General features: G+C 33.2%; 22 protein-coding genes and 2 pseudogenes. 7 read left to right on the plus strand and 17 right to left on the minus strand.

Annotation, left to right across the window (positions count from 1 at the left end; all coding sequences use genetic code 11):
* Positions 1-64: 64 nt before the first annotated feature.
* Positions 65-691 (plus strand): DUF1648 domain-containing protein, encoded by a 627-nt coding sequence (locus tag K5S59_RS18400; RefSeq protein ID WP_001065173.1) that lies wholly within the window; start codon positions 65-67, stop codon positions 689-691.
* Between the two features lie 26 nt (positions 692-717).
* Here K5S59_RS18400 and K5S59_RS18405 read toward each other — a convergent pair whose 3' ends face one another.
* Both K5S59_RS18405 and K5S59_RS18410 read right to left on the minus strand, forming a co-directional pair.
* Positions 718-1830, minus strand: a complete 1113-nt coding sequence (locus tag K5S59_RS18405; RefSeq protein ID WP_120449893.1) for a metallophosphoesterase — start codon at positions 1828-1830, stop codon at positions 718-720.
* Between the two features lie 121 nt (positions 1831-1951).
* A complete protein-coding gene (locus tag K5S59_RS18410; protein WP_001025905.1) occupies positions 1952-2374 on the minus strand; it encodes a GNAT family N-acetyltransferase in 423 nt (140 codons plus the stop codon).
* A gap of 130 nt (positions 2375-2504) precedes the next feature.
* On the opposite strand from K5S59_RS18410, the gene pdxR reads away from it, so the two are divergent.
* Complete coding sequence (gene pdxR / locus K5S59_RS18415; RefSeq protein WP_098872357.1) at positions 2505-3905, plus strand: MocR-like pyridoxine biosynthesis transcription factor PdxR; 1401 nt, start codon at positions 2505-2507, stop codon at positions 3903-3905.
* A gap of 46 nt (positions 3906-3951) precedes the next feature.
* Here pdxR and K5S59_RS18420 read toward each other — a convergent pair whose 3' ends face one another.
* Both K5S59_RS18420 and K5S59_RS18425 read right to left on the minus strand, forming a co-directional pair.
* On the minus strand, positions 3952-4797 hold the full coding sequence (locus K5S59_RS18420; protein WP_000831974.1) for a YitT family protein: 846 nt from the start codon (positions 4795-4797) through the stop codon (positions 3952-3954).
* Positions 4798-4966: 169 nt separating this feature from the next.
* Complete coding sequence (locus tag K5S59_RS18425) at positions 4967-6175, minus strand: macrolide family glycosyltransferase (protein WP_098872358.1); 1209 nt, start codon at positions 6173-6175, stop codon at positions 4967-4969.
* 385 nt (positions 6176-6560) lie between these two features.
* Here K5S59_RS18425 and K5S59_RS18430 point away from each other — a divergent pair, with 385 nt between their 5' ends.
* Genes K5S59_RS18430 through K5S59_RS18440 form a run of 3 tightly spaced genes read left to right on the plus strand, consistent with a single transcriptional unit; the run spans position 6561 to position 9056 of the window.
* Positions 6561-7439, plus strand: a complete 879-nt coding sequence (locus K5S59_RS18430; RefSeq protein WP_120449891.1) for a nitrate reductase — start codon at positions 6561-6563, stop codon at positions 7437-7439.
* Between the two features lie 23 nt (positions 7440-7462).
* On the plus strand, positions 7463-8350 hold the full coding sequence (locus K5S59_RS18435; protein WP_120451090.1) for a GNAT family N-acetyltransferase: 888 nt from the start codon (positions 7463-7465) through the stop codon (positions 8348-8350).
* A complete protein-coding gene (locus K5S59_RS18440; protein ID WP_000038491.1) occupies positions 8343-9056 on the plus strand; it encodes a class I SAM-dependent DNA methyltransferase in 714 nt (237 codons plus the stop codon). The genes K5S59_RS18435 and K5S59_RS18440 overlap by 8 nt, the downstream gene beginning before the upstream one ends.
* Positions 9057-9076: 20 nt before the next feature.
* Here the strand turns inward: K5S59_RS18440 and alr are convergent, their stop codons facing one another.
* Positions 9077-10252 carry an alanine racemase gene (gene alr / locus K5S59_RS18445; RefSeq protein WP_033656323.1) on the minus strand — a complete coding sequence of 392 codons (1176 nt, stop codon included), beginning with the start codon at positions 10250-10252 and terminating at the stop codon, positions 9077-9079.
* A 171-nt stretch (positions 10253-10423) separates the two neighbouring features.
* Here alr and K5S59_RS18450 point away from each other — a divergent pair, with 171 nt between their 5' ends.
* Positions 10424-10885 carry a DinB family protein gene (locus K5S59_RS18450; RefSeq protein ID WP_120449889.1) on the plus strand — a complete coding sequence of 154 codons (462 nt, stop codon included), beginning with the start codon at positions 10424-10426 and terminating at the stop codon, positions 10883-10885.
* 7 nt (positions 10886-10892) lie between these two features.
* On the opposite strand, the gene K5S59_RS18455 is transcribed toward K5S59_RS18450, so the two are convergent.
* The 10 genes and pseudogenes from K5S59_RS18455 to K5S59_RS18500 form a co-directional block, all read right to left on the minus strand.
* Positions 10893-11669, minus strand: coding sequence for a Cof-type HAD-IIB family hydrolase (locus K5S59_RS18455; protein ID WP_000278940.1), 777 nt, complete (start codon positions 11667-11669; stop codon positions 10893-10895).
* Between the two features lie 6 nt (positions 11670-11675).
* A complete protein-coding gene (locus K5S59_RS18460) occupies positions 11676-12266 on the minus strand; it encodes a histidine phosphatase family protein (RefSeq protein WP_033656322.1) in 591 nt (196 codons plus the stop codon).
* A gap of 210 nt (positions 12267-12476) precedes the next feature.
* Entirely contained in the window at positions 12477-13781 is a 1305-nt protein-coding gene (locus K5S59_RS18465) for a hypothetical protein (RefSeq protein WP_000715297.1), read from the minus strand.
* A 180-nt stretch (positions 13782-13961) separates the two neighbouring features.
* Positions 13962-14390 carry a hypothetical protein gene (locus K5S59_RS18470; protein WP_157639287.1) on the minus strand — a complete coding sequence of 143 codons (429 nt, stop codon included), beginning with the start codon at positions 14388-14390 and terminating at the stop codon, positions 13962-13964.
* Between the two features lie 1002 nt (positions 14391-15392).
* Entirely contained in the window at positions 15393-16436 is a 1044-nt protein-coding gene (locus tag K5S59_RS18475; RefSeq protein WP_001177199.1) for a hypothetical protein, read from the minus strand.
* Between the two features lie 323 nt (positions 16437-16759).
* The gene (locus K5S59_RS18480; protein WP_120449887.1) at positions 16760-17965 is read right to left on the minus strand and encodes a nuclease-related domain-containing protein; all 1206 of its coding nucleotides are present in this window, start codon (positions 17963-17965) and stop codon (positions 16760-16762) included.
* On the minus strand, positions 17874-18206 hold the full coding sequence (locus tag K5S59_RS18485; RefSeq protein WP_174718025.1) for a hypothetical protein: 333 nt from the start codon (positions 18204-18206) through the stop codon (positions 17874-17876). Before K5S59_RS18485 ends, K5S59_RS18480 begins: the two co-directional genes overlap by 92 nt.
* Positions 18207-18398: 192 nt before the next feature.
* The gene (locus K5S59_RS18490) at positions 18399-19109 is read right to left on the minus strand and encodes a hypothetical protein (protein WP_098872360.1); all 711 of its coding nucleotides are present in this window, start codon (positions 19107-19109) and stop codon (positions 18399-18401) included.
* Positions 19110-19427: 318 nt separating this feature from the next.
* Positions 19428-20693, minus strand: a complete 1266-nt coding sequence (locus K5S59_RS18495; RefSeq protein ID WP_000715298.1) for a hypothetical protein — start codon at positions 20691-20693, stop codon at positions 19428-19430.
* A gap of 312 nt (positions 20694-21005) precedes the next feature.
* Positions 21006-21455, minus strand: a pseudogene (locus tag K5S59_RS18500) (SPFH domain-containing protein); the annotation flags it as partial.
* Between the two features lie 509 nt (positions 21456-21964).
* Here K5S59_RS18500 and K5S59_RS18505 point away from each other — a divergent pair.
* Positions 21965-22165 carry a hypothetical protein gene (locus K5S59_RS18505; protein ID WP_144534383.1) on the plus strand — a complete coding sequence of 67 codons (201 nt, stop codon included), beginning with the start codon at positions 21965-21967 and terminating at the stop codon, positions 22163-22165.
* Positions 22166-22266: 101 nt separating this feature from the next.
* Here the strand turns inward: K5S59_RS18505 and K5S59_RS18510 are convergent, their stop codons facing one another.
* Together K5S59_RS18510 and K5S59_RS18515 are read right to left on the minus strand one after the other, a co-directional pair.
* A complete protein-coding gene (locus tag K5S59_RS18510) occupies positions 22267-22713 on the minus strand; it encodes an epimerase (protein ID WP_144534384.1) in 447 nt (148 codons plus the stop codon).
* A 408-nt stretch (positions 22714-23121) separates the two neighbouring features.
* A pseudogene (locus K5S59_RS18515) lies at positions 23122-23223 on the minus strand (arsinothricin resistance N-acetyltransferase ArsN1 family A); the annotation flags it as partial.
* Between the last annotated feature and the right edge of the window lie 75 nt (positions 23224-23298).

The following is a 23298-nucleotide window of genomic DNA, read 5'->3' on the forward strand; positions in this document are numbered from 1 at the left end:
ATTTATTATATTGTATAATTTTGTTATAAGATACCAATTATTCATGTAGAAAGCTGGTGATTCAATGAATAATCGATTTAGTATTGCTTTATTCCTCACTATTATTACGACAAATAGTATTCTCTATTTTTTCTTACCTTCAAGTATTGTTACGAAATGGGACTTCAATGGAACGCCTACATCAACAATGGATAAAAGCACTTTTGTTATCGTAAATATAATTATATGTTCCTTCTTATTCTTTTTATTTTTAGCTTTATCTAAAGCAGCCAGTAACCAGAAATCTCACCTTTGGATAGGCAACACAATTTTACTTTTTTTATTTTTTGTCGATATTGTCATCGCCCTCATCGCTCTTGGCTATGCACTCCCTCTTGATCATTTCATATTTATAGCATTAGGGATTTTATTTATATTGATAGGCTATTTCAGTTCCAAAATTGATACGACTAAATCTACAGTTTCATTGGAATGGAATGATAAGCACCTTGAAAAAAGAGCTTCAAATATTTGTAGTATTTCAATGATAATAGCAGGTATTTTCCTAGCTGGACTTCCATTTATCGTTTCTGCTCCGTATAGAGGTTATGCTATACTCACAATTATTTTAGGGATGACGATTGTCATTTTACCGAGTACGATTTATTTACTTATGAAAGACAGCAAGCAATCTACTCATATAAAAAGATAATAAAAAAATAGGAGGCTCCATACCTCCTATTTCATCTTTTCTATCTCAACTAAAATACCTTTCTCTATCCAGCCTTCTATTCCATCTCTTTTAACTAAATCATATCCTGAACAACTGCCATCAATGAGAGAAACAATGTCCCCTTTTCTTACGCTTATTTGTGCACAAGAAATATCGGTTTTCACTGTGTATTCACCTGAATTAAGTTGCCTAATATATTCATTTTTCACAAAGAGTAATTTATTCGTTTTTCTTTGCTTACATATCCTATAATCTTTCAACTTCTCCAGAGGCTCTATGTAATAATACGGATATGTCACCCCGCCCTGCATGTCTGAATTCGCATTAAAATCTGCTATCACTTCATACTCTGGAAAATAGTCTACATATGTATAAGAAAACATATCACCTGCTCTTGTCCTCTGAATGATAAATGCGTTTAATTGCCCTGCCTCTTTAATCGCATTTCCACCGTCAATCGCAATAACCTTTTTCTCCTTATCAATAACTGGATTGTTAGACGGTGCGTTGTCTGAATAGTTTACAACAGGCCAATGACCGACAACTACGTACTTATTTGCTCTATGTGATTTATTGAAAAACTCCGGCATTGCTATCGCATTTTTTCGTTCCGTTTCTTTCCAATCTTCTCTATCTTCAAGGCCAGCATGTACAAAGATATAATCTTCTGTTTCAATCGCTGTTGGTAATTCTGTTAGCCACTTTATTTCTTTTGAAAAATGGCTCATTAATACTTCCCTTACTTTTTGAATAGACGTATCTTCATGAATAGAGAAATGCACACATTCTAACCATTCCTTAAAAATCGAATGCTTTCTCGTACATAAATAATTGATAAGACCAGGATTTTCATTTAAAAGCGCATCAACTAAAACTTCACAATTCCCTTCAACAACGTGAACATTTGAATTATTCTTTACAAGATTCATTACGTAGTTTACTACACCGATGCTATCTTTTCCTTTCTCACAAAGATCACCATTAATAATTAAATAATCTTTATCTTTAAAATTAACTTTATGTAGTAATTCTTTTAAAAGTGGTAATTCTCCATGAATATCAGATATTACGATTACTCTAACATCATTAGGGATTGATAGTTTCTTTATTTTTTCCAAGTATAAGCGCTCCAATCATTCTCTGTATTATTTATATAAAAAATAATTCAACAACATAAATTATAAACCTTTCTAAAAGAAATAGGTTCTATATATTATGTCATATAGAACCTACCCTTCTTTATAATTCTTTATGAAAAGAATAGCTTACCTTATCATAGCCTTCTCTTTCATAAAAGCGGTGAGCGTCTAATCTAGGAAACGCTGATGTAAGAGCGATGGACTCACATTCATTTTCTTTTCCCCAGTTCTCTATATACGAGAGTAATACTTTCCCATACCCTTTTGAACGATGTGCTTCCGCAGTTACAAGGTCATACACAAAAACATGTTTCTCATTATAAAAATTCGTACAAATCGCTACACCAGCTAGACTAACAACTTCACCCTCTTCATTACGTAGCGAAAATAGTTTATAATTTTCTTCTTTCATTTTTTGAAATAAAGAACTTGCTTCTTCTTTTGAAAGTTTCGTTCGTAATTGCTGTAATACCGGGAATACATCATGTAAGTCTGCCTCTGTTACTACCGCTCTAATATTCATTATGAATCTCTCCTTACTATTTATAAAATTTTCTAAATGTTATATCATCATTATAAGAAACAACTGCCCTTAACTTAAGTGACAGTTCTATTCTTTTTTATAAGGCCAGTATAAAGAGGAGCGTCTACGAATGGATCTTACTATCCCCTTACAATTACAAAGTAAAACACCCATTTACATACAGATTTACGAATATATAAAACGAGAAATTTCTCATGGATCACTATGTGCCGGTACACGCCTTCCTTCTCATAGAAATTTAGCTATGCAACTTAATGTGAGCCGTATTACAGTTGAATCTGCTTATCAACAATTACTAGCTGAAGGTTATGTAGAAAGTAAACCGAAGCGTGGGATTTTTGTTGCAGAAGTTGATATCGATGTCATTCAAAAGAAACAGCAAATTGCATCAAACAGTGCTAACAATATAGAAAACGAACAATATGATTATGATTGTAGTCAAGGACTTATTGATCAAAAAGCTTTTCCGATAACAAACTGGAAAAAAGCAATAAATGAAACTTTATTTCAGTATGAAAATGAATTGTTTGCTAAAGAAGATCCACAAGGTGAGCTCGTTCTACGAGAACATATTTCAAAGTATTTATATCATGCTCGCGGGGTACACTCTTCACCTGATAAAATTATTATCGGTGCAGGCACGCAGCCTCTTCTTTGGCTACTACTCCAGTTACTTGGTTCAAAAAAGGAATATGGAATCGAAAATCCTGGATTTCACCGTATACCTGCTATGATTCAAAGTTCTGGCCTCCGCGTTCACCCTATCCCTTTAGATGATAAAGGGATTCATATTCCCGCTTTACGTGAATCAGGTTCCAATGTAGCGTATGTCACTCCATCTCACCAATTTCCACTTGGAATCATTATGCCGCTATCTAGAAGACTCGAGTTATTAAAATGGGCGAATGATTGTAAAGGCTATATTATTGAAGATGATTACGACGGGGAATTTCGCTATATAGGAAAACCTATTCCTTCTTTACAAGGGCTAGATTCAAATGAACGTGTTATTTATATGGGAACTTTCTCAAAATCTTTTTTACCTTCTTTACGAATGGGATATATCGTTTTACCACCTCATCTATTAGGAGCTTATCAAGAACTTGGTGGTATGTTTAAACAAACAGTTTCTACGCTGCAACAACTTACCTTTGCTACCTTTATTCAAAATGGTGATTGGGAACGCCATATTAACCGAAGCCGCACGTTATATAAAAGAAAACATATTTCTTTAATTAAATCTATTACAAACGAAATGGGAAATAACGTTCATGTACTTGGTGAACAATCTGGACTTCATATCGTACTTCACGTTCATAACGGGATGAATGAACAAGAACTTATTCATGCGGCTGCGAAACAACGTATTAAGTTATACCCTCTCTCCACATACGATTCTGTTCATAATATAAGGGAGGAGTCGTATGTATTGCTCGGTTTTGGCAGTATTCCAGAGAATCGTATCGAAACTGTTGTCCAATTACTGAAAAAAGCCTGGTTCCCTAAATAAGAATAGCTCCACGCAAGTTATACTTACGTGGAGCTATCTTCATTCACTATTTTTCTGATTTCGCTGTTCTTCCTGGTCGTTTAACACCTGTTGTTTCTGTTGAATAGGAAGCTTCAATGATAGCAGTTGGATCTACAGAGAGAACGAGATCTTTCATTTTCGGATAAATGAAACGGTTTGTAATACAATAAATAATTCTCTTTTCTTCTCCTAAAAAACCACCTTCTCCATGTAGATACGTAACAGATAATTGCAATTCTTTCATAAGTAGATCGCCTATTTCTTTATTTTTACCAGAAATAATCATAACGCTCTTTCCTTGATTTATACCATCTAATATGAAATCAATCATCTTCGTAACAATATAGAAAATTGCTAATGAGAACATCGCTTGTTCGATTGAAAATAAAATCGCTACAAATGTGAAAATAACTGCATTTACAGCAAGTAAGAATGTACTAATTGGTACTTTAAAGTGTTTGTTCATCCAAACTGCTAACATTTCTGATCCATCTATTGCTCCGCCCATTTTCACTACAATACCAACACCAATTCCAAATAGTACTCCACCATAAAGTACAATTAATAATTCAGAAGTTGTAATCGCCGGAAATGGTTTTAAATAAATTAATCCGAGTGTTGTAACTACATTTGCATAAGATGTACGGATGAAGAACTTCTTCCCCATTACTTTTGCGGTAAATAGCAGGATAGGAATATTAAGTCCTAAAAACACTCCGTACAATGGTAATCCAGCAACTTTATTTGCCATAATAGCAATGGCCGTTACCCCACCATCTACTAATCCATTAGGTGCTAAAATAAGCTCTAATGAACCCGCTACAATAATCGATCCAATTGTTAATAAAACGTATTCAAATACTCTTTTCATTCATTACCCCCAAAACTTATGTATTTTCTTAGTATTATTTTAACGTAATTTTACTACTAATTCAAAGATATGAGTTTATATACACAAAAGTTTCACCTTTGCATTGATTTTTTATGTAATTTATTTATAGAAACACACTTACATATTACAGTAAGTGTGCTCCAAACATTTATTTAAGTTTTGAGTATGAATTCATTTTCATTTTTAATATTTCATCAACTGCCCTATTATACCCACCAGCATTTCGAAGTGACTCTCCAACTTTACGACTATTTTCCTTAAACGTTACATCATCCATTACTTTTTCTACAGCTTCACGTAACGATTCAGAAGTTAATTCTTTACGATTAAGCCTTATTCCAGCTCTTACTTCACTCACTCGTTTCGCAACTAAAGGCTGATCTCCTGTTACTGGAATTACAACTAACGGGACACCGTAATATAGTGCTTCACTCGAACTATTCATACCACCGTGTGTCACGAATACATCAGCATGCTGTAATATTTCTAATTGCGGCACGTAATTATACAACATAAAGTTATTCGGAATGTTTTCAAATTGACTTATATTTATCTTCTTACCAACAACTATTATGACTGTCGCTTCTACATCTTTAAACGCTTCAAAACATTTTTCATATAGCTCAGGTTGTTCATTAAAAACTGTTCCCATAGAAATGAAAATCAATTTTTTATCTTTTAAATCTACCATAGGAAAGCTGCCTACTTCTTTACGCGTAGCAATTGATGGGCCGACGAACTTATACGATTCATCGAATACATCTGAACGCGGCTGGTATTCTTTTGAAGTATATACGATAGTAATATCTCCAGGATGATTCATAATATCATACATACTATTACATTTCATTCCATACTGCCTATTCCATTTTTCCATTCCCGCTAAACAAGATAGATATAATGGATTCGTTTCGTCTACTTGTCTTGTTTCTTGTTCATCATTAAAAGTAATGTACTGATTAAAAGCAAATGTTGTACAAGAAGAAATGCTAGGTAATTTTAAAACATTGGCTATAATACGTCCTACGGGAAAATGATTATCGTATATCAAGTAATCGTACTTTTCCCCTTTTGTTTCTTCTACAATTTGAGTCACAATACGCTCTGATGCTTCAATCATATGAGATAGCATCGTCAAAGGACTCCCGCCTTCATTTACTCGTTCCATAATATTAATTTGAGAGAGGAAATTCTCAAACACTCGGAATTCTGCACCTGTTACTTCAATCTTCTTTCTATAATCTTCAATACAATACGAAACAACTGTCTCCCCTTGCTGAATTAACTCACTTACAATAGCTAAAGTCGGATTTATATGACCTTCTCCAGGGAAATTTATTACGAGTACATTTGCCATCATATTCTCTCCTATCTAATATAATTAATAATTAATTATATTAATCAATTTAAAACTATTATATAGGAATCTATTCTACTTCTTCATATTCTTCTCTTCATTTTATTATTGAGAAATATTTTTCATAACCTACATTATAACTCTCATAAAAACACGATTAACTCTTCATTTACTGAAAAATACGAGATTTACATTCGGGTATTTTTATAGATTTATCACCGGAATATTATTTTGATAATTCATACAAAACTAGAAAAATAATATTTTCATACTGATTTCTCACTATAAATTTATTTAAGTTCTATGTTGTCCTCATCATTATCCACTTGGAACATATTCTGTTATATAATAAATTTATAGAATTTACAGAAAAAGGAGTAACTTCATGCTACAACAACTATTTACTTCACCTATTTTATCTGTTCAAACTTTAGACCCAGGCTATGAAGACCATGCAAGCGATGTTTTTCTCGTCCGAACAGAAGATGCAGAAGTCATCGTTCGTTCTTCTAAAATGAATGAAGAGCCAAATAATGATTTTTGGTGGGGATGTAAAAACCTATTTGGAATTGACCCAAGGAATGTCCATCATTTAGAAACTGTTCATACATTGCTGCAAGCACATACTCATCTTCCTATCCCAGCAATATTAGAAAAACATATTTTAAATGGTCGTGAATTCGTTGTAGCCGAAAAGTTAGTAGGTAACACAGTTCAATCTTTTATCGGGCAACCTGATTCTATTTTATTCAGTCTAGGAAAAGGGCTTGCAGAAATACATACATTTAAAGCCGATTACATAGGAAATGTGTCAGGTTCCTTCCAAATTACACTAGATGAATTCCAATCACACATTTTGAATGTGAGTAAAGAGCTTGTGACTATGTTTTATTCCGATAATGAAAGCATACAAAGCGCATTTCCTACTTTTGAATCACAACTTTCTTCCTTACCAGCACCAAAGAAATCAACGCTCGTTTTAATTGATATGGATCCTACTCAGTTTTTATCAAATGGTACATCTATTACAGGCTTAGTGGATACAGAAGCCTATGCAGTTGCTCCAAGGGAGTTTGATTTTATCGGCTTAGAATATATATTTACTGAAAAAGAGGCTCATGCTTTTAAACTAGGTTACGAAACCATCATGCCCATTCCTGAACTTGCAGAATGTAGATCTCCCTATCGATATTTGTACCGATTATTATCTGTTCAGGGCAGCGTGGAGTTAGAAAAGTGGCTAAGTCATCCATCCTATTTTTAAATACGAATGCGAGGGATTATGAAATGACTATTGAACAAAAGAAATCTTTAACAGCGAACGAAATTCAGCAAATGCAAGATTTAGCTCACATTTGTGGGCAACACGATAAAATTGATTACTCTTCAGATTTACATGTAAACTTTTTAACTGCTCGTAATAATGGAGAGATATATGATTTCCTATGTTATGATAATACTCAATTAATCGGTGCATTAAGTATGTATGACTTTGAAAGACCGACAAAACTGGAGTTAATAGGATTTGTTCATCCGAACTATAGGAAACAACATATAGGCACTACTCTTTTACAAACCGCAATGAAAGAAATACGAATAAAAGGGGCAGATGAAGCTCTTATTATTATAAATGGGGCGTCTGCTTCTGGGAAAGAATTTGTAAAACATATGAAGTTACCTTATTTATATAGTGAATATAGTATGGAGTTCAAAGCAAAAGAAGTGCAAAAAACAGCAAAGAATACTATACAGCTCACTCTTGCATCTTCAGAATCACTTCTTGATCTTATTGAACTTTCCAGTAAAGCTTTTGGAGATTCAGTAGAAAATACCTCTATATGGTTACAAAAAATGATGAATTCACCTTCTCATCAAGTTTACAGTGCTCTTATCGACGAAAAAGTGATAGGAACGATTACAGTTTCTGAGCAAGAACAATCTACTACACTATCAGGCTTCGCCGTTCATCCTTCTTATCAAGGTAAAGGATACGGAAAAGATATTCTTAGTTATATGGTACATACCCTTATTCCAAAAGGAATATCAGCAATTGAATTAGACGTCGAAACGAAAAATAACCACGCTTTAAAACTATATACACAATGTGGTTTTGAAATAAAAACGAAGCATGATTATTATAATGTAATGAATTTTGAGGAGAATACATATGTCTAAAAAACTAATTTATTCTGATTATGATATTTTCGCATCCATTTATAATAAACATTGGGGGCATTATGCTGAACACTCCTATCTACTTTTGGAAAAACTCGTTTTACAATATGCACCACCACATTCTCATATTTTAGATCTTTGCTGCGGGACTGGTCACCTTTCTAAGAAATTAATTGATAATACTTTTGTAGTAACTGGTATAGATGGTTCTGCTCAAATGATTGAATACGCACGTCAAAACGCGCCAGACGCAACCTTTATCGTCGATGATGCTCGTTATTTCAATATAAATGAGCTATTTCACTATGTTATCTCTACTGGCGATAGCTTAAACCATATTTTAAAATTAGATGAATTAAAAAATGTTTTTCGTAATGTTTACTCCGTATTACATAGCGAAGGTACATTCATATTTGATATGAATATGGAGAAAGGTTTTCTTGAAAATTGGGTTTCTTCATTTCATATTTCAGCGGAAGAATATGTTTGTACGATTGATTCTACCTATGATAATAAAAATAAAAAAGCAGTAATGAACTTTATACTATTTAAACATGACATAAATAATACTTGGACAAGAAGTGACTTTTCTTTTGAGGAAGCTTGTTATTCCATTGAAGAAATAATTTCTTCGTTGGAATCTGTAGGTTTTAAGAACATTCAAATACACGGTACAAATAGAGCATTTTTCATATGTCAAAAATAAAAAAACTGAATCATATTGATTCAGTTTTTTCTTAGTATATTTACGACAGCAGTCGTTTCATTATTTTCTTTGTAAACACGTGGAATTCTTCTGTCTAACATACATGTAACTTCATAGTTAATTGTACCTAACATATCCGCGATTTCTTCTACTGCAATGTTTTCTTCGCCTTGTTTACCGTAGAATACTACTTCGTCCCCAACTTGTACTGGCATTGCTTTTGAAACGTCTAACATGAGCTGATCCATACAAACACGGCCAATAACAGGTACTCGAACTCCATTGATTAATGCATGCCCTTTATTAGATAACTGACGATTATATCCATCAGCATAGCCAATCGGTACAGTTGCAATCCATTCTTCACCAGTCGTTACATACGTATTCCCATAACTTACACCACGATTCTTCTTCGCATGTTTAATGTGAGCTATTTTTGATTTTAACGACAAAGCAGGCTGTAAAGAAACGACTGCATGATCTACCTCTTTTGAAGGATACATTCCATAAATTCCAATACCTACACGAACCATATTTTGAAATGTATTGCTAAGTTCCATTGATCCAGCACTATTTGAACTATGAATATATGGGATATGAATTCCTAATTCTTTTGCTGCATTGACAGCTTTTTCAAATAAACTTGTTTGCATATTCGTATATGATTTATCAATTTCATCTGCCGTAGAGTAATGCGTAAACATTCCTACTACCTCTATATACTCCATACGGTTTAATTCTTCTAAAAATGGTTTAACCTCTTCTTCTTGTAAACCGATACGACTCATTCCTGTATCAATTTTCACCTGAATTTGCGCTTTCTTTTGAAGACGGTTTGCAATTTCATTTATACCTTGTAAATCCTCACTTCTATAAACAGTCATCATAACGTCATATTGAATTGCCTCTTCCGCAGCTGCTACTGATGTATAACCTAAAATTAAAATCGGCACGTTAATTCCTGCTTCTCTTAACTCTATCGCTTCATCTACAAATGCAACTGCAAGCTGATTTATTCCTGCTTCAATAGCAGCTTTCGCAACTTCAACTGCCCCGTGACCATACCCATTTGCTTTTACAGCAGCCATCATTGCAATATTTTCATCATTCACTCGTTTTTTAAATTCTTTTACATTATGTTTTACTGCATTTAAGTCAACTTCAATAATTGTATCTCTTCCATATTTCAAACTCATTGGTCTAACTCCTAACTCAATAATTGCATTCCATTCTATTTCACGTTTCATATGACCTTTTACAATATAATACTTTTCAATATGCTAGTCAAACTACTAGAATTTTCGGAATTTTGAGTATGATATAATACCCTTAAGAAACTATTATATACGGAGATGAGGAGAATTACAATGTTTGTAGAATCTGCCTTGCATCAACTTAAAATTGCTGTTGATACTTCTATTCAAATGCTTAACCAATATAATGAAGCTGATTTAAAAATACAGCCCATTCACGCAAAGCGATCTGTATTTGAAATGTGTGCACATCTTTCTCTTATTTGCCATGCAGATCTATTGATTTTAAATGGTATTACAGAAAAACAACTAAACACTTTTTATAAAGAACAAACACCCGAAACAATTACGCAAATGCAACAAACGATGGTACAGGGCTACGATTTACTTTCTAAAACTTTTTTATCCTATTCCAATGAAGAATTAGCGGAAATTAAGACTGCTTATTGGGGTATTTCTTATTCCCGTTTTGAATGGTTGCTTGAAATTGTTGCACACTTTTATCATCATCGTGGGCAAATTCATATTTTATTGTGCGAGCACATTAAAGATCCTAACATACCTTTATTCCAATAAAGGTATGTTAGACGACATGAAGCTTCTCTAAAGCAAATAAAATACCACCTTCACTCGCCTTCTTTGTAACGAAATCAGCTTTTGTTTTTAGTACTTCTCCGCCATTCCCCATCGCAATACCTAATCCTACATACTGCAACATCTCAATATCGTTTCCACCGTCACCAAAAGCAATTGCTTCTGATTTACAAATGTTTAAGTGATCCAATACTTTTTGAATTGCGGTGAGCTTCGATACTTTATTATCTTCCAATACATTTATGACATAACCATGAAAACGGTCGAATGTAAGCATTGGGTATTTTTCAATAAATTTTTGAGATTCTATTTCATCCGCATACAAACATAAACAATAGATCTCTTCAGACAAATCCTTGCTTTTTTCAGGGTACTCCCCTAAATTTAACGTCTCGCTAAGCGCTTGCATTACACGCTCATTATCTGAGGCTATTCCGTTCATTGTAAAACCCTCAGTAAAATAAGAAACGCCGTGACCATGTAATTCTGCAAACTCTGAGATATCATGAACGATTTCACTTGAAAGTACCGATTTATGTAGAACTGTTTCCCCACATTTAATATGTGCACCATTTGCAGAAATAATTGTATGTATGCCCAGCTCTTTAAATTGCGAACATAAACTATATGGTCTCCCTGTTGTAACAACTACGTGAATTCCTTTATCTATTAATCTTTGTATCGCTTCTTTTGTACTTTCGTGCATACCTCTATCAATCTCACTTAAAAGCGTACCGTCAACATCAAAAAACACTACTTTGTACACGGTTCTTTACATCCCGTCCAAATGATTCGTATCATTTATGAAATGCACCGTTTTTTGTTCGCCATCAATTTCAATTAAGCTTATTCCCGTATCTCCCATTTTAAAATAATAGTCCATTGAAATGGGCATTTTGAAAAACGCACGTAATAGACTATTTATTACACCACCGTGTGCAACGATTGCTATCCGTTCATAAGTATTCTCTGTCACGATTTTAGAAAAGATTCCTTCTATTCTCATTCTAAATTCAATAAATGATTCCCCATTTTCAAAACGGTCATGAAGAAACTTTGGCTCTGGATATTTCTTTGCTTCTTCAAAAGATAAGCCTGCTTGCACTCCATTATTAAACTCCATTAATTCCTCTTCTAGTTGAATTGGGCATCCAATTCCTTCAGCTAACGTTTCACCAGTTTCACGAGCACGCTTTAATGTACTTGCCCAAATGAAATCTGGTGGAAAATCTGCTTTCACTTTCTGTACAAGCCTTTGCACTTGCTGTCTTCCTTTTTCTGTTAATTCAAAGTCAGCTCGTCCTTCATGTACGTTTAAGATATCAGCTTCTGATTCTCCGTGGCGTATTAATAATATTTGCACTTGTTTCCCACTCCCTTGTTTAATATCCACAAAATCCCATTATATCATATTTTAAATTTTATTTAACAAAAATATATTACTTTGACAGTTTTTTAACCGTCTAGTAAACGTGTTATTCCACTTAACAATTCCAAACACTCTAAACTTATAATTCTTTGAAAAGTGACAAACAAAAAAGTCCTATATATAAGTATAGGACTTTTTTGTCTATTAAAATTCAGCTTGAGCTGTCTTTATCAATTGGGCTTTGTAAGATACAATTCCTTTTCCTTCTGTCACACTTTCACGTTCACTTTTGAGGTCGATTGTTGCATTTTCACCGTTAATAACTAATGTCCCAGTTCCTTTTGTACCAGTGTCATCTGTCCAATCAAATATCCAGGTTGTTTCATTTTGTTTTGTAGCCTTTGTTTCGAACATACCGGTAAATTTATTATTTAGGCGCTGTTCTACATTCAGCGTAGCTTTATCTATATTCGGATTAGATTCAGTAGTTCCCCATGTTTGAATGAATACACTTACCTGATTCTCACTATTACTATCAACAGGGTCGAAGAACGCCTTTAGCGGTTTTGATTGTTCCGTATTGTTAATTGGTCCATCATTTGGGTTATTGCCATTAGGCTGATTTGTTCCTGCGTTGCTATCAGACTTTGGCGTTGCTTGCTTTGCTCTTTCTTCCTCCATTGCTTTTTCTGACGATCTTGTTAGGACAATTGGATAATCCCCTTGAGTAATGCGTATTTTATCCTTATTAAGTATTTCTAACTTAAATTCTAAAGCTGGTTCTTGATGCGTACCAGGATACATAAATGTATATTCCGGTTTTCCTGAAAGAACATTTTTTTGTATATTTTTAAAATTCACTACTGCAGTGTAGTCCGTTTCATATAAAGCCATTGCAGAAACTTCAATTATATTTTGACCTTTTTCAACTATCTTATAAAAATAAGTTTTATCCTTTTCGCTCTGCCACATTCCTTTTAGCCCTTTTGTTGCATCTAAAGCATAATCCTTAATTGTGATAGTTATCTTTCTTGTTAATTCTCCATTATACTTTTTATTTTTATAACTAACTTCAATTTCCACACTTTTTTTTGAAGGCGACTCGTTTACAATGATGTTCACTTGCCCACTATCGGTTATTTTTGCCTTAACAACATTTTCGTCTTTTGATTTAACAGATAGAAATTCCTTTTCATCTACTCCTAAGTTTATCGTATTTTCTTTCGCTGTTCCTTCATCGTATAATCTTACGGATAAATCAATATTTTTTTCTTCACCAGTCTTCAGCAATACTTCATTAGGATTTGTAATAAGTTCCTTGGCTATTATATTTGCATCCGATTTTTCCACATTCACATTTGTTTTTTGTTCTTCTTTCTTCGGTTCTGTTTGCTTCTTCTCAGTTTGCTGTCGCTCTGTATTCGTTTTTGCCCCCTGTGATTGATACACAAAAATTGCAGCCATACACACAATAATAATCCCTATTAAAATAATAATTCCCTTTTTCACAAATTCCCCTCAATTCTACTTTTGATAACTATTTATATATAAAATTGACTAAGACATTTAAAATATATTACAAATCACAAACATTTAAAATGTTTATTTTGAATATTTTTTACTTTCCCTCAAAAAGCAGGTATAAAATAAATAACGAATTGCAAGACTAAGAAATTGATAGCTATATTGTTATACACAATATAAATCAAACACCATCTTAAGATGGTGTTTTTTCTTATCAATTGCATTTACAATATCGATCGGGTTGACCGCAGCTACTACAACATTCACATGGGTACGCATCACATCTACGACAACAACGACAATTTGCTTCTCCGCACTCATTACAACACTCACAAGGATATCTATCACACCTTCTGCAACATCTACAATAACTTTGCGGTTGACCACATTCATCACAACATTCACATGGATATGAATCGCACCGTCTACAACAACGGCAGCTTGCCTCTCCACATGTATCGCAGCATTCACATGGATATAAATCACATCTACGACAACAACGGCATGGATACTGGTTACAAGTGTCGCAGCATCTACAATGGCTTTCAGGCTCATTACAACTGTTACAACGAACTTCATACTTATCATCTTCATAGTCTCTTTCTCGTTGGCTACGTCCTAAAACATCATCAGCTTCCTCCACCTTATGTCTATAACCACTATGTCTTCTATAAAAGTATGCATCGTCCTCTGCTTGTTTCTTTCGGTATTCCTCATCTGATATCCCACTCTGTTTTTTTCCACTTGTATAAGTAAATTCAGAATTATTTCGGTCGTATTGTACTTCATCGTTATCGTCATGTCCATAAGTACTATCATACCCTGTATTAGCAACTCTTCTTTTAGATCCCCTAATTCGTTCGCTACCAAAACCTCTATCATTATTTCTTTCATCAGCTGTTTCTTCAGAGCTCGATGTATCAAACAATATTCCAGCTGCAAATAATACAACAAAGAATGCTAAAGCGGCATAAAGAATCGAATTAGATAACGCAACAAAGAATAGGATAACTGTACCTAAAAAAAACAACACACTTTTTACATTTCTTTTTACAATTGTAGAAAGCACAATAGTTAAACCACAGACCAATACTACAGTTGTAGCATTTGGCAGCGCAAAAAAATACCAAATACATGCTACTATTGTCGCTAATATTACTAACATAAAATTCCCCCTTATTTTCCTCTCTTAGAAATCATATGAAATATATTACAAAAAATAAATATACATTTTTGTTTTTTATCAATATCCTACAATTTAATACAAATGTGTTAGAAACCTATCACTTTATCACTCTATTCGTAATTTTATAAAGGTAAAAAGCATTACTTGAGCAATATGTACTATCATAATATTCACTTAGAACTATCTCCTTAACTCTTTTCTAAACAATAAATCAACATCAACTTAAATCACCTTTTGATTGTGTTGATATACCTAAATTGTATGTAAAAAAATAACTGGTTTTAAAATAATAATTGTTTTTTGCGGTATGATACTTCCGATGTGTGGATTTTTGTTTTCTAGAAATAATAACAAAAACCCTTGCTTATATCCGCAAGAGTTTTTGAGACTTCCATTCTCTTACCTTTTCATTATTTCTTACCGAAGGAAGGTATAGAAACTCTAGTTAACTCTAACATTGGTTCAAGTTCATAAGTATATGCACTATAAAAATGTAATTCATCACCAGATACTGTGAACGTAGCAAGGTTTGGATTCTTTACAGGGACGGTAAATTTCTGTGTTAATGGGTCTAAGTTCTTATCGTATGCAGCGATCGTTACATTGTCTTTTTCCTCCATTAAGAAAATGTTACCGTTCTTACCGCCTAGAATTTTAACACTTGGTGTAGACATAATATATTTCACCTTACCATCTTTGAACAATGGTTTCCCAGTTTTAACATCTATTTGAGAAATGTAACTTCTATCCGCTTTTGAATCCGCAAAATATAACTTTTGATTTTTCACATCAAAATAGTAGGAAAACTCTTCAGGGCGATCATTGTTATTCTCAGAAAAAGTATCTTTCTGTTCCTTGAATTCTCCAACTACCTTGTCATCTACATATATTTTGACTGTATAAGATTTGAAATCTTTAATGATTACTCCAACCCCTTGGGATGTCTTTATCGGAGTGATAGCTTCTTGCTCAGGAATCTGAATTCCATTAGGTGTTTTATTTTCTCCTGTTTCATCGTGGAAAGAATATTCCCTTATTGTTAAAGTCTCATCTTTACGTGAGAACGTCTTGTTTCCTTTTAGGTCATTACTGTAATCAGAATAGTTTAAAGTTAAATCTTTCTTCCATTTTTTCTTGTCACCGATAATATATTTATAGTCGTTTATATTGTTAACAGTTAGAAAGATCCCGTCTTTTAGTTCTGTAACGTCAATCGCGCCAACGTCGTCTTTGGTGTTATCAATATTGAAAGTTCCTCCGCCAAACTTTTTTTGTTGTTCAATAACGTTGAATCCTGATTTGTTGCTGGATGTTTCTTTTGCTTCTTTTTTACTTTTCCCCTTTTTTACTTCATCCACATTGATTAAAGGTTGTGTTTTTTCATCACTACATGCTGATAATGCTAGAATTGCAGCAACCCCAATTACAAATAACGCTTTTTTACTCAATTGCATTCCACCTCTCCTGATTTTTCCCTTTGTAATTTTCTCTATTTCTTATCCTAAGAGAAAACATTTCATTATATAACCATTAATATGAACTAAAACGAAGATTTTTTAGAACAATTGGTTTAATTTCACTCTAAACAACAATTAAAAATCCACTTAGAACTACGTCTTTTCGTATTAAAAGTGGAGTTAACAGATTTTAGTTTATGGATATCATGAAGGAACTGAAAGTGCCAATACCACCTGCTTCAAGGTGGTTACCCTCACATAGATTGCTAGTTATTTTTACAGGAATACCCCTCCTTACAACGAAAAAAGCTGTGCATAAACTACACAGCTTTTTCTGTAATACGCATATTTGATTGCGCCATTATTAAAATATATGACAAAGCTTCAGCTATTTCTTCACATAACTTTTCTAACTGGCACATCACCTTATAATATTCCGCTAAATCTTTTGAATAATCTTGTACAGGATATTCTTTAAGCGGGAGTTTATTTGTTTCTAAGATGTTCCAAAGTTTCGATAACGTATCTTGTGATAAATACTCATTCGACTTTTGAACATGATGATAAATCTGAGAGATACGAATAATTGCCAAATCTGTTTGATTTTCAATCATAATCTTATCATTCGCTATAACAATGAGTGGACTAAGCTTTATAAAAGGAGCGTCTTCACTGTACAATTGTCTCCATTGTTCACGAATCATTTTTTCCATAAGTAGAACATGACGGTTATGCTGCGCTGTCACATCCGATTTCATCGGCATAACGGAACCATCACTCTCTACACGTTGCCATTGTCCATCTTTAGTAATTCTCAATCCGTATTTTCCGTTCTCGGAAAAGTTTTTCACTTCAAATAGAAAAATTCCTTTTGTACTAAATAAAACATTGTCCGTTTCTATCGACTGACCATTTACTTCTAAACGAAGATTAGACATATATCTGCTAAAACCATCAAATTGATCAAGCTCGTCATTCACTCGCTTCTCACCACGGTTACCGGCTCCAATTATGTTTATTTTTTCTTTATAACTCTCTCTAATGCTCTTTAATTGAGAAGGAAGACGCTTGTGCATACCTTGATATACATCTAATACATCTATATCTATATTAAGATCGTTCAAAAGATTGTAAAATTCTCGTTTAAGGTAAGGTATATTCGTATTTTCAATATCTGAAAGTTGACTCTCTACTTTCTCTAGGGCATTCGTACTCAACGCGGCGAACACATCCAACTCTTTCAATTTGCTTTGAAAAAATACTTCTTGTCTCTCAGTTACCATCCAATGGCTCTCCGCTTGAATCTTTCGATTTCTCCAAGAAAAACACCTAGTATTGTATAGCGCTTGAATAGAAGAACCATAGTCCAATCTAACTTTTTTCATAAGTGCTATTATTTGTTCTCGTTTTTGAGTATCAAATCGTTCTTCACGTTTATACCTCATATATGAAATAAAAACAGAACCTGTTAAAACCTCCGCCATAATTCCTTTTATCATTTTGTTCTTTTTTTCTCGTTGTATCATACAATATTCCTGCTGCAAATAATGCAAGCAAGATGGCAAAAGCACCAAAAAGAATCGAAATAGATACAGCCACCAAGAATAACAAAACAGTACCTAAAAAAAACAATACACTTTTTACATTTTTGTATACAATTGTAGAAATCACAATAATTAAAATACAACTATATTCTATGATTGCAGCGCTTGGTAGATCAAAGTAATACCAAATGATCGGTATAATTGTTGCTAATATTACCCACATAAATTCTTCCCCCTTGTTTTCCTCTCTTACATATCATAAGAAATATATTACAAAAAATAAATGTATATTATTATTTTTCTTAGAAAAAAAGACACATATAAGAAAAACGATAGAAATATATATCATTTTTTTCTATCAATAAAACGTGTAGACACAATAAACAGCGGAATTATAATTCCACTGTTTGCTGTTTTACTTAATATTAATTCCGAATTCATCTCCAAATTTCAAATCAGCATTAGGAGCAATAGTAATTACGGCCTGACCTTTCTTAATAGCATGTAATGTATATTCCTCAACAGGTATTGCAACTCTGCCTTCATGAGGAACTTCATCCATACTTAACGTATCCGCACTTACTAAGATTTTAAGCGGCTGATCTGGGTCCATATTCTTATGGTGGAGTTTTAACGTCTGCCCTACTGACATTTGTAAAAGTCCATCCGCCCCTGGAATATGCCAAATCACTTTATTAGTCCCTTTTTCTATTTCAAAATCTATAATGTACTCTCCATTCTCCCCAATCCTGACTTGATTATCATCATCTGCTGTTTTACCTGCTGATTCAGTTTGTGCTTTAGTTTTACTCTCTTTTTCAACCTGTTTAACACCACTAGAATCTGTAGGCTTACTTTCTTCTGTATTTTGTTTTACATTACCTGCAACAGTCTGCTCCTTAGGTTTATTCTGTTCAGCTTGTTGTTTCTCACTACTTGATGTAGCTTGCTCCTTCGGTTTACTTTCTTCAGTTTGTGACTTTTCACTACTCGATTCAGTTTGTTGTTCCTCACTACTTGATACCGATTGCTCCTTCGGTTTTCTCTCCTCGATGGTTTGTTGTTTTTCACCGCATCCTGATAATGAAATCAGTATTACAATAAGTAAAAACCAGCCTTTGCTCATATAACCAATCTCCTTCCCCTTGTATACATGTACTTTCTAATATTCCTCCATCTAGCATGTTGATTTGTATTCTTTTATTCAACAAATCTCTCCCCAAAAGCGCACCGCATACGGAATCTCCATTAAATGATTTTCTTAAAAAATAATTAAATCAAACTTTGATCCACCTCATTATGGTAAATAATTCTATGTACTTACTTTTTCCAAACACCCTAAACCTACAATTATTCCAAAAGAATCAAATAAGAAAACTCCTATCTATACGTATAAGATTGGACTTTCCTCGTCTTTTAGAATTCTTGGCTGTGCTGTTTTTTACTAGTCCTTTTTAAGTTTTACGTTTTGAGCTATGATTCCTCTTCCTTCAATGCTATTTCGATTTCCTTTTAAGTCTAACGTTACGTTGCCTTCTTGGAATGTAATAGTACCTGTTCCTTTGGTTTCAAAGTTATCAACCCATGTGAATGACCATGTGGAATCATTTTGCTTTATAGCATTCGATGTAAATATCCCCATCATTGAAGTTGTTATTCCGTTACTATTATTAGACCGCTGTTCTACTTGGATTGTTGCATTTTCATCATCAATCATGGTAAACAAAGCACTGACAAGAAGTTTATCTTCACTTTGGATATTATAATACTCTCCATTTGGTTTGTTATTTTGACTTGTTTTTGCATTATTATCTTGTTTTGGTTGTGTATTGGTGCCTTGATCCCCTCCAACAGGAACTAACTGCTGTGCTTGTTCGAATTCTTGTTTAGACGATTTCATCAAATTCAATATATCTTTCCCTTTGTGCACAATAATTTTGTTTACACTAACTTTCACTAGTGTGAATTCTTCATCTGGTGGTATATCTCCATCTTGTGCGTACACCTGTGTATACTTCATTTTTCCGGATAATTCTTTTTGCTTATATGCATTAAATTGAACATCACCTGTATACCAGATTTCATACAGATCAAACGCTTGAAACTCTATATTTTTTGAGTTTTTCTTATTTATTTTCACAAACAATTTTTTATTATTTTCATCGCGCCAATAACCTTCTAATCCTTGTATTACATTTGTTTGCTGGGTGTTAATTGTAATAGGTATCTTTACTGTTGATTCTCTATTTTTCTTTTTATTTCTATAAGCGATCTCAATTTCCGTACTTTTTTGTGATGGAGACTCATTTGCAATAATTTTCACTTGTCCATTTTTCATTATATTCGCCTCTGCAACATCATCGTTTCTAGATTTAACGGATAGAAATTCTACTTCATCTACTCCTAGGTTAAACGTATTTTCTTTCGTTGTATTTTCATCATATAATTTTAAAGATAAAGTGACGCTCTTTTCTTCACCAGGTTTCAACGATACTTCTTTAGGATTTGGAATAAGTTCCTTAGCTATTGTATTTGCAACCGATTCCTCCACATCCACAGTTGTTTTTTGTTCATCTTTTTTCAGTTCTGTTTTCTTCGGCTCAGTTCGCTTTTGTTCTGTATTCGTTTTTCCCCCCTGTGATTGATACAGAAAAAATGCAGCCATACACACAATCATAATCCCTATCAAAATAATAATTCCCTTTTTCACAAATTCCCCTCAATTCTATACTACTTAATAACTACTCTTTCTTTTCTACTTTTGATAAATATTTACATGTAAAATCGTCTAAGACATTTAAAATATATTACAAATCACAAATATTTAAAGCGTTTATTTTGAATATTTTTTACTTTCTGTTAAATATTAGTATGAAATTAAAAACGTCGAGAAATATTACTTATAAACAGCTAGGCAACTAATTACAACGCTGTGCATCCAAACAATGATAAACACTGTCCACTATTATTACACGAACCAAAAATAAAAAGAGAAATGGCATCCCATTTCTCTTTTTCACTCTTATTGTTCTTTTGGTGTATCTGAAGAAGGCAACTTCTTCGCTTGTTTTTCTTTAAAGATTTCTCCAATTGCCCCAAGAGTACCAAGCGTCTCAATTGCATTAGACGGAATAAAGACTTTATTTGCTGGTCCTTTCGCAACCTCAATCAATGATTCAAATGATTTATAAGCAAGTACGCGTTCATCTAAATCTGCTGCACGAAGTAATTCAATTCGATTTTGTTCTGCTTTTGCAATTTCCTCAATCGCTCTTGCTTCCCCTTGCGCTTCTAGTTCCTTTGCTTCTTTTATACCTTCGGCTTCTCGAATACGTGCTTCTTTGTCCCCTTCAGCCATTAATATTTTACTTTGCTTTTCCCCTTCAGCACGAAGGACTTTATCTTGTTTTGCGGCTTCGGCTTCTAATATGATTGCACGTTTGTTACGTTCTGCTTTCATTTGTTTTTCCATCTTATGCGAACGTAAATAGTTAGGAAAATCCACTAAATGTTGTTATACCAACAATGATGTACTATTTCCCTAACATTTTCATTAGGACATTAGGGAAATAGTACATCCTATTCTCGGCAAGCAAACTTTCAATGGACACCCTAATTTGCCTATTCTTAAATTTAAAATTTAACCTGTATTAAATTCTAAGAATTGTTCACAATTAATAAAGATGCTTCTCCATACAAACACCTCTGAAATATTTATATTTACACTTTTAGACTACTAAGCAAATCCTCTTGGCTGCTCGCTCTTAAAACACTTATTTTCAACTCACTTTTAAGCACATTTTAAGTACAAATACACATATACTATTATGGGTGCATCCTGCATTTAACTTGGATACCCTACATATACTGTTAGTGGATGTCGTGTATCCTGCAATAACACTGGGACACTTTTCACTGTCCATTACATATAATGTAATGGACAGTGAAAATCCTGTATATGCTTTACTGGGAGGGTCTTTTATGTGTTTATTTGAAGAAGAACAAGACGAACTAGAAGAACTAAAAACATTTACGATTGCAGACTATGTAAAACTGAGAAGAGAGCAAAGAAAACAAGATCAAGAAGAGTTCGAAGCAAAACTAAAAGTCCTTCAAGAAAAAACAGATAGATTAAAACGAGAATTGGGATACAAAGATCGAAATCAAAAAACCTCCGAATGAAACGATTCGAAGGCATTTTGATTTTTTTATGTTTTTTATATATGCGACCGATAGGACAAGTATTTTTTTCTTGTCCAAAAACATTAACGTTGTAATATCTATTAACCATTTGTATCTGTATCAAATTTTTCCAGTACCTTTAATAAAATAGTTAAAATAATTGTGGATACAATCGCTACAATTAAAATACCATGAGGAGATAATTCAACTGAAGTTAAACCTATCTTTGCAATTGCAAAGTATCCTACATATGTTGAAAGGAAGGTTGAAACTATTGAGATTGTAAAACCTAAAAAGCCTAATTCCTCTAATTTCTTTTCAGGTAATCCACATTGACTTAAAATCTTTGTGAAAATAGCCGCTACGATGAATAATTCGAAAGATAAAATGAATAATGAAATTACTCCAGGGTATGCAATTTCATCTGGCATCCATTTGCCCAATGTTAGCATTAAAAAGGCTGGAAGGAAAATCGGTAAAACTAACCCTAAAATCATGACCACGATTTCCATTTTATTTGGTGTTTCATTATTATTTCGGTTACCCATAAGTCCTCCTAAATATTAGTATAAATGATAATTCTCTAAAGAGTTCAATATATAATATCACATTAAATACATGGATTTAATATTATTTTTTATTCAGAAAACGATCAGATTATTTACCATATATTTCTCATATTTAAATTTTAGTTTAATAAGCGTGTGGTTCTACCCCTTTAATTGCAGAATCGGTAAAACTACAACGAGAAAAAAGAGAACAAGAACAAAAAGCATTTGAAAACAAACTAAAAGTCCTGCAAGAAAAAACAGCTAGATTAAAAAGAGAATTAGGATACAAAGATTTATAAAAAAATGCCTCCGAATCACATTATCCGAAGTCATTTTTTTATTACTCCCCCCTAACGTCAGTTAGGAACTCATATATTTCTGCTTTTTAGAGTGTTTATTTATATTCTATAAACCAATGTTTTTCTCCATCGCCATAACATCAACAAATTCTCCATCTAATTTTCCTTGTTTTTCAAATATGCCTACTTCACGATACCCCATAGAACGATCCATTTTATGTGAACGTAAATAGTTAGGGTAATTTACTGAAACATTATAAAAAAGGTACCATATTCTGATACC

Source organism: Bacillus sp. BML-BC051 (assembly GCF_019656175.1).
Lineage (GTDB): Bacteria > Bacillota > Bacilli > Bacillales > Bacillaceae_G > Bacillus_A > Bacillus_A mobilis.

Excerpts from the sequence above, each read along its gene's own strand:
- K5S59_RS18420 (WP_000831974.1), bottom strand. The coding sequence starts at position 4,797 with ATGAAAAGAGTATTTGAATACGTTTTATTAACAATTGGATCGATTATT.
- K5S59_RS18490 (WP_098872360.1), bottom strand. The coding sequence starts at position 19,109 with ATGAGCAAAGGCTGGTTTTTACTTATTGTAATACTGATTTCATTATCA.
- K5S59_RS18505 (WP_144534383.1), top strand. The coding sequence starts at position 21,965 with ATGTGTTTATTTGAAGAAGAACAAGACGAACTAGAAGAACTAAAAACA.
- K5S59_RS18410 (WP_001025905.1), bottom strand. The coding sequence starts at position 2,374 with ATGAATATTAGAGCGGTAGTAACAGAGGCAGACTTACATGATGTATTC.
- K5S59_RS18425 (WP_098872358.1), bottom strand. The coding sequence starts at position 6,175 with ATGGCAAATGTACTCGTAATAAATTTCCCTGGAGAAGGTCATATAAAT.
- K5S59_RS18475 (WP_001177199.1), bottom strand. The coding sequence starts at position 16,436 with ATGCAATTGAGTAAAAAAGCGTTATTTGTAATTGGGGTTGCTGCAATT.
- K5S59_RS18485 (WP_174718025.1), bottom strand. The coding sequence starts at position 18,206 with ATGTGGGTAATATTAGCAACAATTATACCGATCATTTGGTATTACTTT.
- K5S59_RS18430 (WP_120449891.1), top strand. The coding sequence starts at position 6,561 with ATGCTACAACAACTATTTACTTCACCTATTTTATCTGTTCAAACTTTA.
- K5S59_RS18400 (WP_001065173.1), top strand. The coding sequence starts at position 65 with ATGAATAATCGATTTAGTATTGCTTTATTCCTCACTATTATTACGACA.
- K5S59_RS18510 (WP_144534384.1), bottom strand. The coding sequence starts at position 22,713 with ATGGGTAACCGAAATAATAATGAAACACCAAATAAAATGGAAATCGTG.
- K5S59_RS18480 (WP_120449887.1), bottom strand. The coding sequence starts at position 17,965 with ATGATACAACGAGAAAAAAAGAACAAAATGATAAAAGGAATTATGGCG.
- alr (WP_033656323.1), bottom strand. The coding sequence starts at position 10,252 with ATGAGTTTGAAATATGGAAGAGATACAATTATTGAAGTTGACTTAAAT.
- K5S59_RS18450 (WP_120449889.1), top strand. The coding sequence starts at position 10,424 with ATGTTTGTAGAATCTGCCTTGCATCAACTTAAAATTGCTGTTGATACT.
- K5S59_RS18440 (WP_000038491.1), top strand. The coding sequence starts at position 8,343 with ATGTCTAAAAAACTAATTTATTCTGATTATGATATTTTCGCATCCATT.
- K5S59_RS18435 (WP_120451090.1), top strand. The coding sequence starts at position 7,463 with ATGACTATTGAACAAAAGAAATCTTTAACAGCGAACGAAATTCAGCAA.
- pdxR (WP_098872357.1), top strand. The coding sequence starts at position 2,505 with ATGGATCTTACTATCCCCTTACAATTACAAAGTAAAACACCCATTTAC.
- K5S59_RS18470 (WP_157639287.1), bottom strand. The coding sequence starts at position 14,390 with ATGAAGATGATAAGTATGAAGTTCGTTGTAACAGTTGTAATGAGCCTG.